Origin of the sequence: Paraburkholderia sp. IMGN_8 (assembly GCF_038050405.1) — a bacterium.
In the GTDB taxonomy this organism is placed as follows: domain Bacteria; phylum Pseudomonadota; class Gammaproteobacteria; order Burkholderiales; family Burkholderiaceae; genus Paraburkholderia.
In genome coordinates this window covers 307,220-326,355 of record NZ_CP150900.1, presented here as the reverse complement: position 1 = coordinate 326,355, position 19,136 = coordinate 307,220, and the positions used below count along the sequence as shown (strand labels likewise).

The following is a 19,136-nucleotide window of genomic DNA, read 5'->3' as shown; positions in this document are numbered from 1 at the left end:
TTCCTTGGAAAGAGCGAGGCGGTATTGCGCCGCCAGATAGTAAAAGAACGTAGAGCCGGGCATGGGATAGGAGTAAGCGCTGAAGCGCCAACTCCTATCGACAGGCGCCCGGCTCCGGGCACCACTTACTGCAAGTTCAATCCGCGATTTTACTCGAGGATCTTGGCAACGACACCTGCGCCGACGGTACGGCCACCTTCGCGGATTGCGAAACGCAGGCCTTCTTCCATCGCGATCGGGTTGATCAGCTTCACCGTGATCGACACGTTGTCGCCCGGCATGACCATTTCCTTGTCCTTCGGCAACTCGATCGAGCCCGTCACGTCCGTCGTCCGGAAGTAGAACTGCGGACGATAGTTGTTGAAGAACGGCGTGTGGCGGCCGCCTTCGTCCTTGCTCAGCACGTACACTTCGGCCGTGAAGTGCGTGTGCGGGTTGATCGAACCCGGCTTGGCCAGAACCTGGCCACGCTCCACGTCTTCACGCTTCGTGCCGCGCAGCAGGATACCAACGTTGTCGCCTGCCTGACCCTGGTCGAGCAGCTTGCGGAACATTTCCACGCCCGTGCAGGTCGTCTTCACCGTCGGCTTGATACCGACAATTTCGATTTCCTCGCCGACCTTCACGACGCCGCGCTCAACACGACCCGTCACCACCGTGCCACGACCCGAGATCGAGAACACGTCTTCCACCGGCATCAGGAACGAGCCGTCAACTGCGCGCTCCGGCGTCGGGATGTACGTGTCCAGCGCGTCAGCCAGGTTCATGATCGCCACTTCGCCCAGCTCGCCCGTGTCGCCTTCCAGCGCCAGCTTGGCCGAACCCTTGATGATCGGCGTATCGTCGCCCGGGAAGTCGTACTTCGACAGAAGTTCGCGCACTTCCATCTCGACCAGTTCCAGCAGCTCAGCGTCGTCCACCATGTCGCACTTGTTCAGGAACACGATGATGTACGGCACACCGACCTGACGCGCCAGCAGGATGTGCTCACGCGTTTGCGGCATCGGGCCGTCTGCTGCCGAGCACACCAGGATCGCGCCGTCCATCTGCGCTGCGCCCGTGATCATGTTCTTCACATAGTCAGCGTGGCCCGGGCAGTCGACGTGTGCGTAGTGGCGGTTAGCCGTTTCGTACTCGACGTGTGCCGTATTGATCGTGATACCACGTGCCTTTTCTTCCGGCGCCGCATCGATCTGGTCGTATGCCTTGGCTTCGCCGCCAAACTTCTTGGTCAGCACCGTCGTGATCGCCGCCGTCAGCGTGGTCTTGCCGTGGTCAACGTGACCGATCGTGCCGACGTTCACGTGCGGCTTGGTCCGTTCGAATTTACCTTTAGCCATGTTTCTCTTCTTTCAAAAAGTTAATCGTTGAATGACTTGCCGCGCGCTTACTTCGACTTCGCGTTGATGATCGCTTCAGACACGTTGCGCGGTGCTTCGGAGTAGTGCTTGAACTCCATCGTGTACGTTGCACGACCCTGGCTCAGCGAACGCAGCGACGTCGAGTAGCCGAACATTTCCGACAGCGGCACTTCGGCGCGAACGATCTTGCCGCCGCCAATCATGTCTTCCATGCCCTGAACAATACCGCGACGGCCCGACAGGTCGCCCATCACGTTGCCCATGTAGTCTTCCGGCGTTTCAACTTCCACAGCCATCATCGGTTCGAGGATGACCGGCTGCGCCTTGCGCATTGCTTCCTTGAACGCCATCGAACCGGCCATGCGGAACGCATTTTCGTTCGAGTCAACGTCGTGGTAAGAACCGAACGTCAGGTGAACCTTCACGTCAACGACCGGGAAGCCTGCCAGCACGCCAGCCTTCAGCGTTTCCTGGATACCCTTGTCGACTGCCGGGATGTATTCACGCGGAATCACACCGCCCTTGATCTCGTCCAGGAACTCGTAGCCCTTGCCCTGCTCATTCGGCTCGAGCGTGATGACCGCGTGACCGTACTGGCCGCGACCACCCGACTGCTTGACGAACTTGCCGTCGACGTCTACCGCCTTGCCGCGGATCGTTTCACGATACGCCACTTGCGGCTTGCCGACGGTTGCTTCGACGCCGAATTCACGCTTCATCCGGTCAACCAGAATTTCCAGGTGGAGCTCGCCCATGCCCGAAATAATGGTTTGACCCGATTCTTCGTCCGTTTGAACGCGGAACGACGGATCTTCCTGAGCCAGACGGTTCAGGGCCAAACCCATCTTTTCCTGGTCCGGCTTCGTCTTCGGCTCAACAGCCTGCGAAATCACCGGCTCCGGGAAAATCATGCGCTCGAGCACGATCGGGCTTTGCGGATCGCACAGCGTGTCGCCGGTCGTCGCGTCCTTCAGGCCGACTGCTGCAGCGATGTCGCCTGCGCGCACTTCCTTGATTTCTTCGCGCTGGTTCGCGTGCATCTGCAGAATACGACCCAGACGTTCCTTCTTGTCCTTGGTCGCGTTCAGCACCGTGTCGCCCGAATTCACAACGCCCGAGTACACACGGAAGAAGATCAACTGGCCGACGAACGGATCCGTCATGATCTTGAATGCCAGTGCCGAGAACTTTTCGTCGTCAGCAGCGCGGCGTTCACCTTGCTCACCGTTTTCCAGCTCGCCGGTAACCGGCGGGATGTCGATCGGCGACGGCAGGAAGTCGAGCACGGCGTCCAGCATACGTTGCACGCCCTTGTTCTTGAACGCGGTACCGCACAGCATCGGCTGGATTTCGCAAGCGATCGTACGGTCGCGCAGACCCTTGACGATCTCCGCTTCCGTCAGCTCGCCCTCTTCGAGGTACTTGTTCATCAGGTCTTCGTTCGACTCAGCAGCCGCTTCGACCATCTTCTCGCGCCACTCGTTGCACGAGTCGACCAGTTCCGCCGGGATCTCTTCGTACGAGAACTTCGTGCCTTGCGACGCGTCGTCCCAAATGATCGCCTTCATCTTCAGCAGATCGACGACGCCCGTGAAGTTTTCTTCCGCGCCGATAGGCACCACGACCGGAACCGGATTCGCCTTCAGACGCAGCTTGAGCTGGTCGTAGACCTTGAAGAAGTTCGCACCGGTACGGTCCATCTTGTTGATGAACGCGAGACGGGGAACCTTGTACTTGTTAGCCTGACGCCACACGGTTTCCGACTGCGGCTGCACGCCGCCCACTGCGCAGTACACCATGCATGCGCCGTCGAGCACGCGCATCGAGCGCTCAACTTCAATCGTGAAGTCGACGTGGCCCGGCGTGTCGATGATGTTGATGCGGTGCTCAGCGCGGTCGCCGGCCATGCCTTTCCAGAATGCCGTGGTAGCAGCGGACGTGATCGTGATGCCGCGTTCCTGCTCCTGCTCCATCCAGTCCATGGTGGCAGCGCCGTCGTGAACTTCACCAATCTTGTGGTTCACGCCGGTATAGAACAGGATGCGCTCGGTCGTCGTCGTTTTGCCGGCGTCGATGTGAGCGCTAATACCGATGTTACGGTAGCGCTCGATAGGTGTCTTGCGAGCCACTTTGATCCTCTATTGGGATGACGCGATGCGAGAAAATACCCATCGCGCTGTAACACAAACGGGCGAGGCGCTTTGTAAGCGCACCCGCCCGGAATTTCTTTCCGCTTTTTCTGCTAACCCGAGTTCGGGAAGCTTAGAAACGGAAGTGCGAGAACGCCTTGTTGGCTTCTGCCATCCGGTGAACTTCGTCGCGCTTCTTCATCGCGCCGCCACGGCCTTCGGCCGCTTCGGAGAGTTCACCTGCCAAACGCAGGGCCATCGATTTTTCGCTGCGCTTCTTCGCGGCTTCACGCAACCAACGCATCGCCAATGCCATACGACGCGACGGACGCACTTCGACCGGAACCTGATAGTTCGCACCACCAACGCGGCGGCTCTTAACTTCCACCACCGGCTTGACGTTGTTGAGCGCTACCGTGAACACTTCCAGCGGGTCCTTGCCACCCTTGGTCTGGATCTGTTCGAAAGCGCCGTACACGATACGCTCGGCAACCGACTTCTTGCCGGAGAGCATCAGCACGTTCATGAACTTAGCTACATCTACGTTACCGAACTTCGGATCCGGCAACACTTCCCGCTTGGGGACTTCGCGACGACGCGGCATGTTTCTTCCTTTACTTTTCAGTTGGAGCTATTTTTAGCCCCGCGGCCACCAACTAACCCGATTCATCTCTAACGACTTACCAGCCTGGTCGGGTGACCACTTACTCGACAGCACCGGCGATTCCGGCACCACCGCTATTACCGCCTTTGCAGGCGACCTGAAACTACACTGACCGGCTATTACTTGCCAGCCTTGGCACGCTTCGCACCGTACTTCGAGCGAGCTTGCTTACGATCCTTGACGCCCTGGGTATCCAGCGAGCCGCGAACCATGTGGTAACGCACACCCGGCAAGTCCTTAACACGGCCGCCGCGAATCAGCACGACCGAGTGTTCCTGCAGGTTGTGGCCTTCACCACCGATGTACGAAATGACTTCGAAGCCGTTCGTCAGGCGCACCTTGGCAACCTTACGAAGTGCCGAGTTCGGCTTCTTAGGCGTCGTGGTGTACACACGGGTGCACACGCCGCGACGCTGGGGGCAGTCCTGCAAAGCCGGGCTCTTGCTCTTCGTCGTTTCCGACGCGCGGCCTTTGCGAACCAGTTGATTGATGGTTGGCATTGTTTATTCCTGAAATTGAACAAAATCGACGCATCTGTTTCCGGGCAAAGCAGAAACGATTGCGCATCGAACTTCCGGACCAGACTGTCAGCGCATGAATTGACTCCGCGCGCGGGCATTCCAAGAACCGGAACCTAGCATAGTATTCCGAAAACACTAAGCGAGTCAACAGGTTGCAATGTTTCGCACGCCTGCCGACCCGCACACGGCTCAGTCGGCGCCGACGACTTCCAGCAACTCGTCGCCGAAACGGTCGAGTTTGCGTGCACCCATGCCTGGAATGCCGCGCAAATCTTCGATCGAATCGGGACCGTTGCGGGCAATTTCCGCCAGCGTGGCGTCGTGGAAAATGACGTAGGCCGGCACACCGTCACTTTTCGCGGTTTCGGTGCGCCAAGCCCGCAGGCGGTCCCACCGGGCGCGTTCGCGCGGGCCCATGCCGATCGTCGGGTCGGCACGCTCACTGGTTCGTCCAGGCGACTGGCGAGTACGCGTCGGCTTTACGTAGCGGCGCATCGTGACGTTCTGCTCGCCCTTCAACACTGCTTTACTGGCCTCAGTGAGCACCAGCGAGCCAAATCCTTCGTGGTCGACGCTCAGATAGCCGAACGCGACGAGCTGGCGAAACACGGCGCGCCACTCCGGCTCACCGAGCGCCGCGCCGATCCCGAAGGTGGTCAGCTTCTCGTGACCCCGTTGCATAATCTTCTCGCTGCGGTTGCCCCGCAGGATATCGATCAGGTGACCGGCGCCGAAGTGAAAACCACTCGCTCGCTGCGCGCGGAACACGCATGACAACGCCATCTGCGCTTCACGCGTCGCATCCCATGTGTCTGGCGGCTCCAGACAGTTGTCGCAGTTGCCGCACGGCTTGCTCGATTCGCCGAAGTACGCAAGCAGCCGCACACGCCGGCAAGTCGCCGCCTCGCAAAGACCGAGCAACGCGTCGAGCTTGCCGGTCTGCACGCGCTTATGTGCGTCATCGGCGTCGGATTCGTCGATCATCTTGCGCTGCTGCACGACGTCGCCGAGACCGTACGCCATCCAGGCATTGGCCGGCATGCCATCGCGGCCCGCACGGCCCGTTTCCTGGTAGTACCCTTCGACACTCTTCGGCAGATCAAGGTGAGCCACAAAGCGTACGTCGGGTTTGTCGATACCCATGCCGAACGCGATCGTCGCGCACATCACGATGCCCTCCTCGCGCTGAAACATTTCCTGATGCTTCTGGCGGATTTCGAACTCCATGCCGGCGTGGTACGGCAACGCGCGCATACCCTTTTCTTTCAGCCACTCCGCCGTTTCTTCGACCTTGCGGCGCGACAGGCAATAGACCACGCCGGCGTCGGTCGTGCCGTCCGGCTTCGAGTGTTCCGCGCGAATGAAGTCGAGCAGTTGCGTGCGCGCATTGTCTTTTTCGACGATGCGGTAGCGAATGTTCGGCCGATCGAAACTCGAAACAAAGATGCGCGCATCGTCCAGCGCCAGACGGTGGATGATTTCGTCACGCGTGATTGCATCGGCAGTGGCGGTGAGTGCAATGCGCGGCACGTTCGGGAAGCGCTCGTGCAGCACTGATAGCTGAATATACTCAGGACGGAAATCGTGTCCCCACTGCGACACGCAATGCGCTTCGTCGATTGCGAACAAACCGATGCGAGTACGTTCCAGCAACTCCTGGAAACGGGGCGTCATCAGCCGTTCCGGCGCCACATACAGCAGATCGATTTCGCCCTCGCGCAACGCACGCTCGGTGGCCATGGCTTCGGCGCTCGACAGCGTCGAATTCAGATACGCCGCGCGCACGCCCACTTCGGTGAGCGCCGCCACCTGATCCTGCATCAGCGCGATCAGCGGCGACACCACGATTCCCGCTCCGCAGCCCGCTTCGCGCCGCACCAGCGACGGAATCTGATAACACAGCGACTTGCCACCGCCCGTCGGCATCAGCACAAGACAATCGCCGCCGGCGGCGACGTGCTCGACAATTTCGCCCTGCTGCCCTCTGAACGCGGGGTAACCGAAGACTTCGTTGAGGATTTCGAGCGGACGGGACATGAATTTGAGAGAAGCAGCGTAAAGCCGGTGACACGAATTTTACCAACGCATTCGTGCTGCGCCCGCGCTTTGCGGCAACGTTAGCCGTTCGGCCAACGAATCCACAAAGACGCACAAAAAAGAGGCGCATAAAAAAAGCCGCTCAGTCGAAACTGAGCGGCTTCGCTGGCTGGTGAGCCCAAGCGGCTTGCGCCGCCGGGACTTACTCGCCTGAGTGGTGCTGTTCGGCGGCCGGGGTTTCCGGCGTACCGAATTCGAACGACTCTTCCGCTGCGATCTGATCGAAACGCTCTCGGTCGGACAGTTCCTTGCTCTTGCGCGCCTTGTGGAACGCAAGACCCGTACCGGCCGGAATCAGACGGCCGACGATCACGTTTTCCTTCAGCCCGCGCAGATCGTCGCGCTTGCCCATGATCGCCGCTTCGGTCAGCACGCGGGTCGTTTCCTGGAACGACGCCGCGGAGATGAACGAATCGGTCGACAGCGACGCCTTCGTGATACCGAGCAAGACGTTTTCGTACGTTGCCGGACGCTTGTCTTCCGCGATCATACGGTCGTTTTCATCGAGCATATCCGACCGCTCGACCTGTTCGCCCGGGATGAAACGCGTGTCGCCGTTGTCCGTAATCTGCACGCGGCGCAGCATCTGACGAACAATCACTTCAATGTGCTTGTCGTTGATCTTCACGCCTTGCAGACGGTACACGTCCTGCACTTCGTCCACGATGTAACGCGACAGCGCTTCGACGCCCTGCAAACGCAGGATGTCGTGCGGATCCGCCGGTCCGTCGACGATCATTTCGCCCTTGTTGACGACTTGACCATCGTGCACCAGAACCTGCTTTTCCTTCGCGATCAGGAACTCGTGCTGATTGCCTTCGAGGTCCGTGATAACGAGACGCTGCTTGCCCTTCGTGTCCTTACCGAACGACGTCGTACCCGTGACTTCCGCCAGGATACCTGCGTCCTTCGGCGAACGTGCTTCGAACAGTTCCGCCACACGCGGCAGACCGCCGGTAATGTCACGCGTCTTCTGCGATTCAGTCGGGATACGTGCGAGCACTTCACCGACCTGCACTTGCTGACCATCCTTCACGGTGATCAGAGCGCCAACCTGGAAGCCGATCTGCACCGAGTGCTCGGTGTTCGGGATCTTGACTTCTTCGCCGTTCGCATCGAGCAGCTTGACCTGCGGACGCACCGTCTTCGACGCTTGCGAACCACGGCGCTTCACGTCGATCACGACCAGCGTCGAGAGACCCGTCACATCGTCGATCTGCTTGGCAACCGTCACGCCTTCTTCGACGTTTTCGAACTTCACCGTACCACCGTACTCGGTGATGATCGGACGCGTCATCGGATCCCACGTCGCCAGTTGCGTGCCGGCCTTGATCTGCGCGCCGTCCAGTTGCAACAGCGTCGCGCCGTACGGCACCTTGTGACGTTCGCGCTCGCGGCCGTGGTCGTCGGTGATCATCGCTTCGCCCGAACGCGAGATGACGATCTGCTCGCCCTTCGCGTTGGTGACGTAACGCATCGTCGCCGTGAAACGCACCGTACCGTTCGACTTGGCTTCGACCGACGAAGCCACTGCTGCACGCGATGCCGCACCACCGATGTGGAACGTCCGCATCGTGAGCTGCGTGCCCGGTTCACCGATCGACTGAGCAGCGATCACGCCGACTGCTTCACCGACGTTCACTGACGAGCCACGACCCAGGTCGCGGCCGTAGCAGGCTGCGCACAGACCGTAACGCGTTTCGCAAGTCAGCGGCGTACGCACGCGCACTTCGTCGATGCCGAGGCGTTCGATTTCTTCGACCGCGTCTTCGTCGAGCAACGTGCCCGTTTCGTACAGCGTTTCCTGCGATTCCGGATTGACGACGTCAGCCACCGTCACGCGACCGAGGATACGGTCACGCAGCGCTTCGACGACTTCACCGCCTTCGACCAACGCCTTCATGGCGACGCCGTTGGACGTACCGCAATCGTCCTCGACCACCACCAGGTCTTGCGTGACGTCGACGAGACGACGCGTCAGGTAACCCGAGTTTGCCGTCTTCAGTGCCGTATCAGCCAGACCCTTACGTGCACCGTGGGTCGAGATGAAGTACTGCAACACGTTCAGGCCTTCGCGGAAGTTCGCCGTAATCGGCGTCTCGATGATCGAGCCGTCCGGCTTCGCCATCAGGCCACGCATACCGGCCAGCTGACGAATCTGAACTGCGGAACCACGAGCACCCGAATCGGCCATCATGTAGATGGAGTTGAACGATTCCTGACGCGTTTCATTGCCGTCGCGATCGACCACCGGTTCCGTCGACAGCTGTTCCATCATCGCCTTGCCGACCGCTTCCGACGTTGCCGACCAGATGTCGACCACGTTGTTGTAGCGCTCTTGCGACGTGACAAGACCCGACATGTACTGACGGTCGTATTCCTTCACCTTCTTCGCGGCGTCGCCAACGATGGTTTCCTTCTGCGGCGGCACGAGCATGTCGTCCACGCAAATCGAAATACCAGCGCGCGTTGCCAGACGGAAACCCGACTGCATCAACTGGTCGGCGAAAATCACCGTTTCACGCAGGCCGCACTTGCGGAACGCGGTGTTGATGAGGCGCGAGATTTCCTTCTTCTTCAGCGGCTTGTTCAGCACCGAGAACGGCAGGCCCGGCGGCAGGATTTCCGACAGAATAGAACGGCCGACGGTCGTCGCATACAGCGTGATCTTCGGCACGAACTTCGGCGCGCCTTCCGACGTGTCTTCGTTGTGGACCATTTCCGTGATCCGCACGTTGACGCGCGAGGCCAGTTCGACTTCCTTGTTCTCGTATGCACGCAGCGCTTCCGAGACGCCCGTGAACGTCAGGCCTTCGCCCTTGGCGTTCACTGCTTCACGGGTCGCGTAGTACAGGCCGAGCACGATATCCTGCGACGGCACGATCGACGGATCGCCGTTGGCCGGGAACAGGACGTTGTTCGAAGCCAGCATCAGCGTACGTGCTTCCATCTGCGCTTCGAGCGACAGCGGAACGTGCACAGCCATCTGGTCACCGTCGAAGTCGGCGTTGAACGCCGCGCAAACGAGCGGATGCAGCTGAATTGCCTTACCTTCGATCAGCACCGGCTCGAAAGCCTGAATGCCAAGACGGTGCAGCGTCGGCGCACGGTTCAGCATCACCGGATGCTCGCGGATCACCTCTTCCAGGATGTCCCACACCACCGGCGTCTGGTTCTCGACTTCCTTCTTCGCAGCCTTGATGGTGGTAGCGACACCCATCACTTCCAGCTTGTTGAAGATGAACGGCTTGAACAGTTCGAGCGCCATCAGCTTTGGCAGACCGCACTGATGCAGCTTGAGCGTCGGGCCGACCACGATCACCGAACGGCCCGAGTAGTCAACGCGCTTACCGAGCAAGTTCTGACGGAAACGACCGCCCTTACCCTTGATCATGTCAGCGAGCGACTTCAGCGGACGCTTGTTCGCGCCGGTCATCGCCTTACCGCGGCGACCGTTATCGAGCAGCGAATCGACGGCTTCCTGCAGCATCCGCTTTTCGTTGCGAACAATGATTTCAGGCGCCTTCAGTTCGAGCAGACGCTTCAACCGGTTATTACGGTTGATCACGCGGCGATACAGGTCGTTCAGGTCCGACGTCGCGAAGCGGCCGCCATCCAGCGGCACCAGCGGACGCAGTTCCGGCGGCAGCACCGGCAGCACTTCGAGCACCATCCAGTCAGGTTTGATGCCCGAACGCTGGAAAGCCTCGAGCACCTTCAGGCGCTTCGCGTACTTCTTGATCTTCGCTTCCGAACCCGTGTTCTTGAGTTCGGTACGCAGCATCTCGACCTGCTCGTCGATGTTGATCGCACGCAGCAGTTCGCGCACGCCTTCCGCGCCCATCTCGGCACGGAATTCGTCACCGTACTCTTCGACCTTGTTGTAGTAATCCTCTTCGGTCATGATCTGCCGCGCTTTCAGCGGCGTCATGCCCGGATCGATCACCACGTATGCTTCGAAGTACAGCACGCGTTCGATGTCACGCAGCGTCATGTCGAGCACCATGCCCAAACGCGACGGCAGCGACTTCAGGAACCAGATGTGCGCAACCGGCGAGGCCAACTCAATGTGGCCCATCCGTTCGCGACGCACCTTGGCGAGCGTCACTTCGACGCCGCACTTTTCGCAGATCACGCCGCGATGCTTCAGGCGCTTGTACTTGCCGCAAAGGCATTCGTAGTCTTTGATCGGCCCGAAGATCTTCGCGCAGAACAGACCATCGCGTTCCGGCTTGAACGTCCGGTAGTTGATGGTTTCCGGCTTCTTCACTTCACCGAACGACCACGAACGGATCTTGTCGGGCGAGGCCAGACCGATCTTGATGGCGTCAAAAACTTCAGGCTGTTGGACTTGCTTGAATAGATCGAGCAGAGCTTTCATTGCTTTCTCTCCGTAGTCCGATTAGTTGCGGTCGAGGTCGATGTCGATACCGAGCGAGCGGATTTCCTTCACGAGCACGTTGAAGGATTCCGGCATGCCGGCGTCGATCACGTGATCGCCCTTGACCAGGTTCTCATACACCTTGGTCCGGCCGGTCACGTCGTCCGACTTCACCGTCAGCATTTCTTGCAGCACGTACGATGCGCCGTACGCTTCGAGCGCCCACACTTCCATTTCACCGAAACGCTGGCCACCGAACTGCGCCTTACCGCCCAACGGCTGCTGCGTGACGAGCGAGTACGGGCCCGTGGAACGCGCGTGCATCTTGTCGTCGACCAAGTGGTGCAGTTTCAGGTAATGCATGTAGCCGACCGTCACCGTACGTTCGAACATCTCACCGGTGCGGCCGTCGTACAGACGCACCTGGTTCTTCGACGGCGTCATGCCGAGCTGCTTCGCGATGTCGTCCGGGAATGCCAGATCCAGCGCGCGCGACATTTCTTCTTCCGTCGCACCGTCGAACACCGGCGTAGCGAACGGCACGCCTTCGCGCAGGTTCTTCGCCAGCTCGACGATTTCGTCGTCCGTGAAGCTGTCCAGCTCTTCAGCGCGGCCCGACTCGTTGTAGATCTTGGTCAGGAATTCGCGCAGTTCAGCGATCTTCGCCTGACGTTGCAGCATTTCGCCGATACGCCAGCCGAGACCCTTCGCGGCCCAGCCCAGATGCACTTCGAGAACCTGACCCACGTTCATCCGCGACGGCACGCCGAGCGGATTGAGCACGACGTCAGCAGGACGGCCATCGGCCATGTACGGCATGTCTTCGATCGGAACGATCTTCGACACCACACCCTTGTTACCGTGACGGCCGGCCATCTTGTCGCCAGGCTGCAGACGGCGCTTGACTGCCAGATACACCTTGACCATCTTCAGCACGCCCGGCGGCAGTTCGTCGCCTTGCGTGAGCTTCTTGCGCTTTTCTTCGAACGCGAGATCGAACTGGTGACGCTTCTGTTCGATCGAATCCTTGATCGCTTCGAGCTGTGCCGCTGCTTCCTCGTCCGCGAGGCGGATGTCGAACCAGTGGTAGTGGTCAAGATCTTCCAGGTAAGCCTGTTCGATCTTCGTACCCTTCGCGAGCTTCTTCGGACCGCCGTTCGCAACCTTGCCGGTCAGCATACGTGCGAGACGCTGGAATGCATCGCCTTCCACGATACGCAACTGGTCGTTCAGGTCGAGGCGATAACGCTTCAGTTCATCGTCGATGATCTGTTGCGCACGCTTGTCGCGCTGAATACCTTCACGCGTGAACACTTGAACGTCGATCACCGTGCCGCTCATGCCCGACGGCACGCGCAGCGACGTGTCCTTCACGTCCGAAGCCTTCTCGCCGAAGATCGCGCGCAGGAGCTTTTCTTCCGGCGTCAGCTGGGTTTCGCCCTTCGGCGTCACCTTGCCGACCAGCACGTCGCCTGCTTCGACTTCAGCGCCGATGTAGACGATGCCCGATTCGTCGAGACGGCCGAGTTGCACTTCAGCCAGGTTCGAGATGTCGCGCGTGATTTCTTCCGGTCCGAGCTTCGTATCGCGAGCAACGACGTTCAGTTCTTCGATGTGGATCGACGTGTAACGGTCGTCAGCAACCACCTTCTCCGAGATCAAAATCGAGTCTTCGAAGTTGTAGCCGTTCCACGGCATGAACGCGACCAGCATGTTCTGGCCGAGAGCCAGTTCGCCGAGGTCGGTCGATGCGCCGTCAGCCAGCACGTCGCCACGCGACACGATATCGCCGACCTTCACGATCGGGCGCTGGTTGATGTTCGTGTTCTGGTTCGAACGCGTGTACTTGATCAGGTTGTAGATGTCCACGCCGACGTCGCCAGCAACGGCTTCATCGTCGTTCACGCGAATCACCATACGGCCTGCGTCGACGTAATCGACCACACCACCGCGGAATGCCTGAACCGTCGTACCCGAGTCGACTGCCACCGTGCGTTCGATACCCGTACCGACCACGGCCTTTTCAGGACGCAGACACGGCACAGCCTGACGCTGCATGTTCGAACCCATCAATGCGCGGTTCGCGTCATCGTGCTCGAGGAACGGAATCAGCGATGCTGCCACCGACACGATCTGCGACGGCGCCACGTCCATGTACTGGATGCGGTCCGGCGTGACCATCAGCGTTTCGCCAGCTTCACGCGACGACACCAGTTCGTCGGTCAGCGAGCCGTCAGCTGCCACAGCCGCGTTCGCCTGAGCAATCACGTAGCGGCCTTCCTCGATCGCCGACAGATAGTCGATCTGATCGGTCACCTTGCTGTCCACGACCTTGCGATACGGCGTTTCGAGGAAGCCGTATTCGTTCAGGTGCGCGTACAGTGCGAGCGAGTTGATCAGGCCGATGTTCGGACCTTCCGGCGTTTCAATCGGACACACACGGCCGTAGTGGGTCGGGTGCACGTCGCGGACTTCAAAGCCAGCGCGCTCACGCGTCAAACCGCCCGGGCCTAGTGCCGAAACACGGCGCTTGTGGGTGATTTCCGACAGCGGGTTCGTCTGGTCCATGAACTGCGAAAGCTGCGACGAGCCGAAGAACTCGCGAATCGCCGACGAAATCGGCTTCGAGTTGATCAGGTCGTGCGGCATCAGGTTTTCGCTTTCGGCCTGGCCGAGGCGTTCCTTCACAGCACGCTCGACACGCACGAGACCCGCGCGGAACTGGTTTTCCGCCAGTTCGCCGACACAACGCACACGACGATTGCCCAAGTGGTCGATATCGTCCACTTCGCCCTTGCCGTTACGCAGTTCGACCAGGATCTTGATCGTTGCGAGGATGTCGTCGTCTTGCAGCGTCATCGGTCCGACGATTTCGTCGCGGCCCACGCGACGATTGAACTTCATACGACCCACCTTGGAAAGGTCGTATGCGTCTTCGCTGTAGAACAGACGGTTGAACAGCGCCTCGACCGCTTCTTCGGTTGGCGGTTCGCCCGGGCGCATCATGCGGTAGATCGCGATGCGCGCGGCCATCTTGTCCGCGGTTTCGTCGATACGAAGCGTCGACGAGATATACGGACCCTGGTCCAGATCGTTCGTGTAGAGCGTCTGGATATCTTTGATCTTCGATTCGCGGAGTTTTTCGAGGACGGTTTCGGTGATTTCGTCGTTCGCGTTGGCGATGACTTCACCGGTGTCGCCGTCGACGACGTTCTTCGCCAGCACGCGGCCGAGCAGATAGTCTTCCGGCACCGAAATGAATTTCGTCTTCGCGTTGTCGAGATCGCGAATGTGCTTAGCGTTGATCCGCTTGTCCTTCTGGACGATCACGTTGCCGTCACGATCCGAAATGTCGAAACGTGCGACTTCGCCACGCAGACGCTCCGGAACGAATTCCATCTGCGCGCCTTCCGGCATCAGCGTGAAATTGTCGAACACGAAGAAGTTTGCGAGGATCTGCTCCGGCGTCAGGCCGATTGCCTTCAGCAGGATCGTGACCGGCATCTTGCGGCGGCGGTCGACGCGGAAATACAGCACGTCCTTCGGATCGAATTCGAAGTCGAGCCACGAACCGCGGTAAGGAATGATACGTGCCGAGAACAGGAGCTTGCCCGAGCTGTGCGTCTTGCCCTTGTCGTGTTCGAAGAACACGCCCGGCGAACGGTGCAGCTGCGAAACGATCACGCGCTCCGTGCCGTTGATGACGAACGAACCCGTCGGCGTCATGAGCGGAATTTCGCCCATGTACACTTCCTGCTCCTTCACTTCCTTGACGACCGGCTTGCTCGGCGATTCCTTGTCGAGCAGCACCAGGCGCACTTTCGCGCGCAGTGCCGAGCAGTACGTCAAACCGCGCTGCTGACATTCCTTGATGTTGAATGCCGGCGGCGACAGCATGTAGCTGACGAACTCCAGACGAGCGAAACCGTTATGCGAAACGATCGGGAAAACGGACGTAAACGCAGCTTGCAGGCCTTCCGGCTTGCGTTGCGTGGACGACGTGTCTGCTTGCAGAAACGTGCTGAATGATTCAAGCTGGGTAGCCAGCAGGAAAGGTACTTGGTGAACGATGGGGCGCTTCGCAAAACTCTTGCGAATACGCTTCTTCTCGGTGAAGGAATATTGCATACGATCTCCGAATCACGGCGGGCATTGTTGTCGAGGCAGGATACCTTGATGAGACAACCCGAGTGTTCACCGACTGAGACCCGATGGCCGTCCGATGGCTTGAACGAGCCTAGAAGCTTGGTGGTTGGCCGCTACCAACCGCTGGCTGACGGCAGCGGATGCCTGTGTTGCCCGCTACCCGACCAAACTTGCCTTCTGCAGTCGCTTCAGAAGACAAAGAAAAACGCCGGTCGATGTTGCCGAAAGGCGGTTTTCTTTGGCTTCTGGGGCCATGTTCTTGCCGAAATTACCCGGCAAAAACGTGGTCCCCACAAAGCACAAAAAGGCCGGCGGTGGAAAACCGCCAGCCTTCGCACAGCGCGCTGAAACTTACTTGATTTCAGCCTTCGCGCCGGCTTCTTCCAGCTTCTTCTTGGCTTCTTCAGCAGCGGCCTTCGGTACCGATTCCTTAACAGGCTTCGGTGCACCGTCGACCAGGTCCTTCGCTTCCTTCAGGCCGAGACCCGTCAGTTCACGAACAGCCTTAATGACCGAAACCTTGTTCGCGCCGACTTCCGTCAGGTTGACCGTGAATTCGGTTTGCTCTTCAGCAGCAGCTGCTGCGCCGCCGCCTGCCGGGCCTGCCACTGCAACAGCAGCTGCCGACACGCCAAACTTTTCTTCGAACGCCTTGACCAGCTCGTTCAGTTCCAGAACCGACATCGAGCTTACTGCCTCGAGGATGTCATCTTTTGCGATTGCCATTTGAAATACTCCTAAATTGAATTCGGATACAGCCAGCGATCAATCACGCTCGACTGAAGTGCGTTACGCAGCGGTTTCTTCGCCTTGTTTCTTTTCTGCCAGCGCGGCCAGAGCGCGCGCAAAGCCGGAAACAGGTGCTTGCATAACGTACAACAGCTTGGAGAGCAGTTCTTCGCGGCTCGGGATGTTTGCCAGCGCTTGCACGCCAGCCTTGTCCATCACCTTGCCTTCGTAGGAACCAGCCTTGATGATCAACTTGTCATTGCTCTTGCCGAAGTCGTTGACGACCTTAGCAGCAGCAATGGCATCTTCCGAGATGCCGTAGATCAGGGGACCGGTCATCTGCTCTGCCAAGGGAGCAAACGGGGTACCTTCGACAGCGCGGCGCGCCAGCGTGTTTTTCAACACGCGAAGGTAAACCTGTTGCTCACGCGCTTTCGCGCGCAGCTTGGTCAGATCGCCAACCGTGATCCCACGATACTCAGCCAGAACCACGGTCTGGGCTTTCGCGACTTGCGCGGCAACCTCAGCGACGACGGCCTGCTTGCTTTCTTTGTTGAGTGGCACGGTTAACCTCCAGATTCGATACACGCAGCGTGCGCCTTGTGTACCGCGTTCAATAACGGCGTCCGACCAGTCAGGAGTATTTCGACCGCCCGACGCCCACATTGCTGCGGAGATCGAACGGTTTCATCACTACAAAACCTTTTCGGGTTCGCCATCTGCGTTGGCTTTGCATTAAGGGTTCGCCCACCTGCTGCGTTCCCGCCAACGGTCTTTGACAACCGGTCGCTCGATGCAGACTGCCATCTTGCGACCGCCCAAAGCCCATAAAACCGCCTCGATTCACATCGAGGCGATGAAATTTCTTACTGTGCTGCGATCGATGCCTGGTCGACGCGAACGCCAACGCCCATCGTGCTCGACAGCGCAACCTTGCGCAGGTACACACCCTTGCTCGTTGCCGGCTTCGCCTTTTGCAGCGCCTCGACGAGAGCGTTCAGGTTGCTACGCAGAGCCGTCGGCTCGAACGAAGCACGGCCGATGGTGGCGTGGATAATACCGGCCTTGTCGACACGGAATTGCACCTGACCAGCCTTGGCGTTCTTGACCGCGGTTGCGACGTCCGGCGTAACCGTACCGACCTTCGGGTTCGGCATCAGGCCGCGCGGGCCGAGGATTTGACCCAGCGTACCGACGACGCGCATCGTGTCCGGCGAAGCGATCACGATGTCGAAGTTCAGATTGCCGGCCTTGACCTGTTCAGCCAGGTCTTCCATACCGACGATTTCTGCGCCAGCTGCACGAGCTTGCTCAGCCTTTTCGCCTTGTGCGAACACTGCCACGCGAACCGATTTACCGGTACCAGCCGGCAGCACGACCGAGCCACGAACCACTTGGTCCGACTTCTTCGCATCGATGCCGAGTTGCACTGCGACGTCGATCGACTCGTCGAACTTCGCGCTTGCGCACTCTTTCACGATCGACAGAGCTTCGTCGATCGCGTACAGCTTTTGACGATCGACCTTGGCTGCAAATGCCTGCAGACGCTTTGAAAGCTTAGCCATTTACACGCCCTCCACGGTGATGCCCATCGAGCGGGCGCTGCCAGCGATCGTACGAACCGCGGCATCCAGGTCAGCTGCCGTCAGATCGGGCATCTTGGCCTTAGCGATGTCTTCAGCTTGAGCGCGCGTGATCTTGCCGACCTTGTCGGTATGCGGCTTGCTCGAACCCTTGTCGATCTTCGCTGCCTTCTTGATCAGAACCGTAGCCGGCGGCGTCTTCAAAACGAACGTGAAGCTCTTGTCCGCGAACGCAGTGATCACGACAGGAATCGGCAGACCCGGTTCCATTGCTTGAGTCTGCGCGTTAAACGCCTTGCAGAACTCCATGATGTTCAGGCCGCGCTGGCCCAGTGCCGGACCGACCGGCGGCGACGGGTTAGCTTTACCTGCAGGAATCTGCAGCTTGATAAAGCCAATGATTTTCTTTGCCATGTTGAAAACCTCTTTGGAACACCGCATTGGTACATGCGGGCGTTCAGTGAGTAGTAGCGCGCGTTCGCCGAAAAACTGACTACTTACGCTCCTCAACGGCCATTACGCGGACCGTAAGCGCGAAATACGGGACGCACCGATTGGTGCGCCCCGTAGAATTCTGGATTACAGCTTTTCGACCTGGCCGAATTCCAGCTCGACCGGCGTTGCGCGGCCGAAGATTGTAACGGAAACACGGACGCGCGACTTTTCGTAGTTCACTTCCTCGACGCTGCCGTTGAAATCCGTGAACGGACCGTCCTTCACCCGCACCATTTCGCCTACTTCGAACAGGGTCTTGGGACGCGGCTTTTCCACGCCTTCCTGCATTTGCGACATGATCTTCTCGACTTCCCGCGGGGAAATCGGACTCGGACGATTACGCGCACCGCCCACGAAGCCCGTCACCTTTGCCGTGTTTTTCACGAGGTGCCACGTTTCGTCGGTCATTTCCATTTCCACAAGTACATAGCCCGGGAAGAAACGACGCTCGGTCACCGACTTGTGACCGCCTTTCACCTCGACCACTTCTTCAGTCGGCACGAGGATTTGACCAAACTGGTCTTGCATGCCAGCACGTTCGATGCGCTCCTGAAGCGCGCGTTGCACGCTCTTCTCCATGCCGGAGTAGGCGTGCACGACGTACCAACGTTTGCCGCTCGGGGATGCCGGAGTATCGCTCATATCATTTCCAACCCAGAATCACCGAGAAAATCGCCCATTCGATGGATTTATCGCTAACCCAAAGAAAGATCGCCATGACGAACACGAAGCCGAACACCACCAGCGTTGTCTGGGTGGCCTCTTTGCGAGTCGGCCAGACAACTTTACGGACTTCTTTATACGAGTCTTTGGCGAAAGCGATGAAACCCTTGCCAGGCGCGGAGAGAAGACCGACTGCGATACCCGCGATCGCGCCAACAGCCAAGGCGGCTCCGCGGACGTACCATTCCTGGCCGCTGAGCCAGAAGAACCCCACGAACCCGGCCAAGACCAACAATACGCCCGCGACGAGCATCAGCTTGTCGCCGGATGTATTTACAGTTTCGACGGAAGGATTCGCCATAACACC

General features: G+C 59.2%; 13 protein-coding genes. All 13 read right to left on the bottom strand.

Annotated features, from left to right (window positions below; translation table 11 throughout):
* Positions 1-149: 149 nt before the first annotated feature.
* The 13 genes from tuf to secE all read right to left on the bottom strand — a co-directional run bounded on the left by tuf (position 150) and on the right by secE (position 19,130).
* Positions 150-1,340: an elongation factor Tu gene (tuf, locus tag WN982_RS01565; RefSeq protein ID WP_025496714.1), complete on the bottom strand. Its 1,191-nt coding sequence runs from the start codon at positions 1,338-1,340 to the stop codon at positions 150-152.
* A 47-nt stretch (positions 1,341-1,387) separates the two neighbouring features.
* Positions 1,388-3,490, bottom strand: a complete 2,103-nt coding sequence (gene fusA / locus WN982_RS01560) for an elongation factor G (protein ID WP_341314097.1) — start codon at positions 3,488-3,490, stop codon at positions 1,388-1,390.
* Between the two features lie 133 nt (positions 3,491-3,623).
* A complete protein-coding gene (gene rpsG, locus WN982_RS01555; protein WP_006053291.1) occupies positions 3,624-4,094 on the bottom strand; it encodes a 30S ribosomal protein S7 in 471 nt (156 codons plus the stop codon).
* Between the two features lie 179 nt (positions 4,095-4,273).
* Positions 4,274-4,654 carry a 30S ribosomal protein S12 gene (gene rpsL, locus WN982_RS01550; protein WP_006998493.1) on the bottom strand — a complete coding sequence of 127 codons (381 nt, stop codon included), beginning with the start codon at positions 4,652-4,654 and terminating at the stop codon, positions 4,274-4,276.
* Positions 4,655-4,864: 210 nt separating this feature from the next.
* Positions 4,865-6,712, bottom strand: a complete 1,848-nt coding sequence (recQ, locus tag WN982_RS01545; protein ID WP_341314096.1) for a DNA helicase RecQ — start codon at positions 6,710-6,712, stop codon at positions 4,865-4,867.
* A gap of 202 nt (positions 6,713-6,914) precedes the next feature.
* Positions 6,915-11,153 carry a DNA-directed RNA polymerase subunit beta' gene (gene rpoC, locus WN982_RS01540; RefSeq protein ID WP_341314095.1) on the bottom strand — a complete coding sequence of 1,413 codons (4,239 nt, stop codon included), beginning with the start codon at positions 11,151-11,153 and terminating at the stop codon, positions 6,915-6,917.
* A 21-nt stretch (positions 11,154-11,174) separates the two neighbouring features.
* Positions 11,175-15,281, bottom strand: a complete 4,107-nt coding sequence (rpoB, locus tag WN982_RS01535; RefSeq protein ID WP_341314094.1) for a DNA-directed RNA polymerase subunit beta — start codon at positions 15,279-15,281, stop codon at positions 11,175-11,177.
* A gap of 369 nt (positions 15,282-15,650) precedes the next feature.
* Complete coding sequence (gene rplL, locus WN982_RS01530; RefSeq protein WP_054043372.1) at positions 15,651-16,025, bottom strand: 50S ribosomal protein L7/L12; 375 nt, start codon at positions 16,023-16,025, stop codon at positions 15,651-15,653.
* Between the two features lie 63 nt (positions 16,026-16,088).
* Positions 16,089-16,592: a 50S ribosomal protein L10 gene (gene rplJ, locus WN982_RS01525; RefSeq protein ID WP_115110037.1), complete on the bottom strand. Its 504-nt coding sequence runs from the start codon at positions 16,590-16,592 to the stop codon at positions 16,089-16,091.
* A 302-nt stretch (positions 16,593-16,894) separates the two neighbouring features.
* Positions 16,895-17,593: a 50S ribosomal protein L1 gene (gene rplA / locus WN982_RS01520; protein WP_341314093.1), complete on the bottom strand. Its 699-nt coding sequence runs from the start codon at positions 17,591-17,593 to the stop codon at positions 16,895-16,897.
* Positions 17,594-18,025 carry a 50S ribosomal protein L11 gene (gene rplK, locus WN982_RS01515; RefSeq protein WP_111932936.1) on the bottom strand — a complete coding sequence of 144 codons (432 nt, stop codon included), beginning with the start codon at positions 18,023-18,025 and terminating at the stop codon, positions 17,594-17,596. It lies immediately after the preceding gene.
* A 165-nt stretch (positions 18,026-18,190) separates the two neighbouring features.
* On the bottom strand, positions 18,191-18,748 hold the full coding sequence (gene nusG, locus WN982_RS01510; RefSeq protein WP_007180147.1) for a transcription termination/antitermination protein NusG: 558 nt from the start codon (positions 18,746-18,748) through the stop codon (positions 18,191-18,193).
* Position 18,749: 1 nt separating this feature from the next.
* The gene (gene secE / locus WN982_RS01505) at positions 18,750-19,130 is read right to left on the bottom strand and encodes a preprotein translocase subunit SecE (RefSeq protein WP_341314092.1); all 381 of its coding nucleotides are present in this window, start codon (positions 19,128-19,130) and stop codon (positions 18,750-18,752) included.
* Positions 19,131-19,136: the final 6 nt, after the last annotated feature.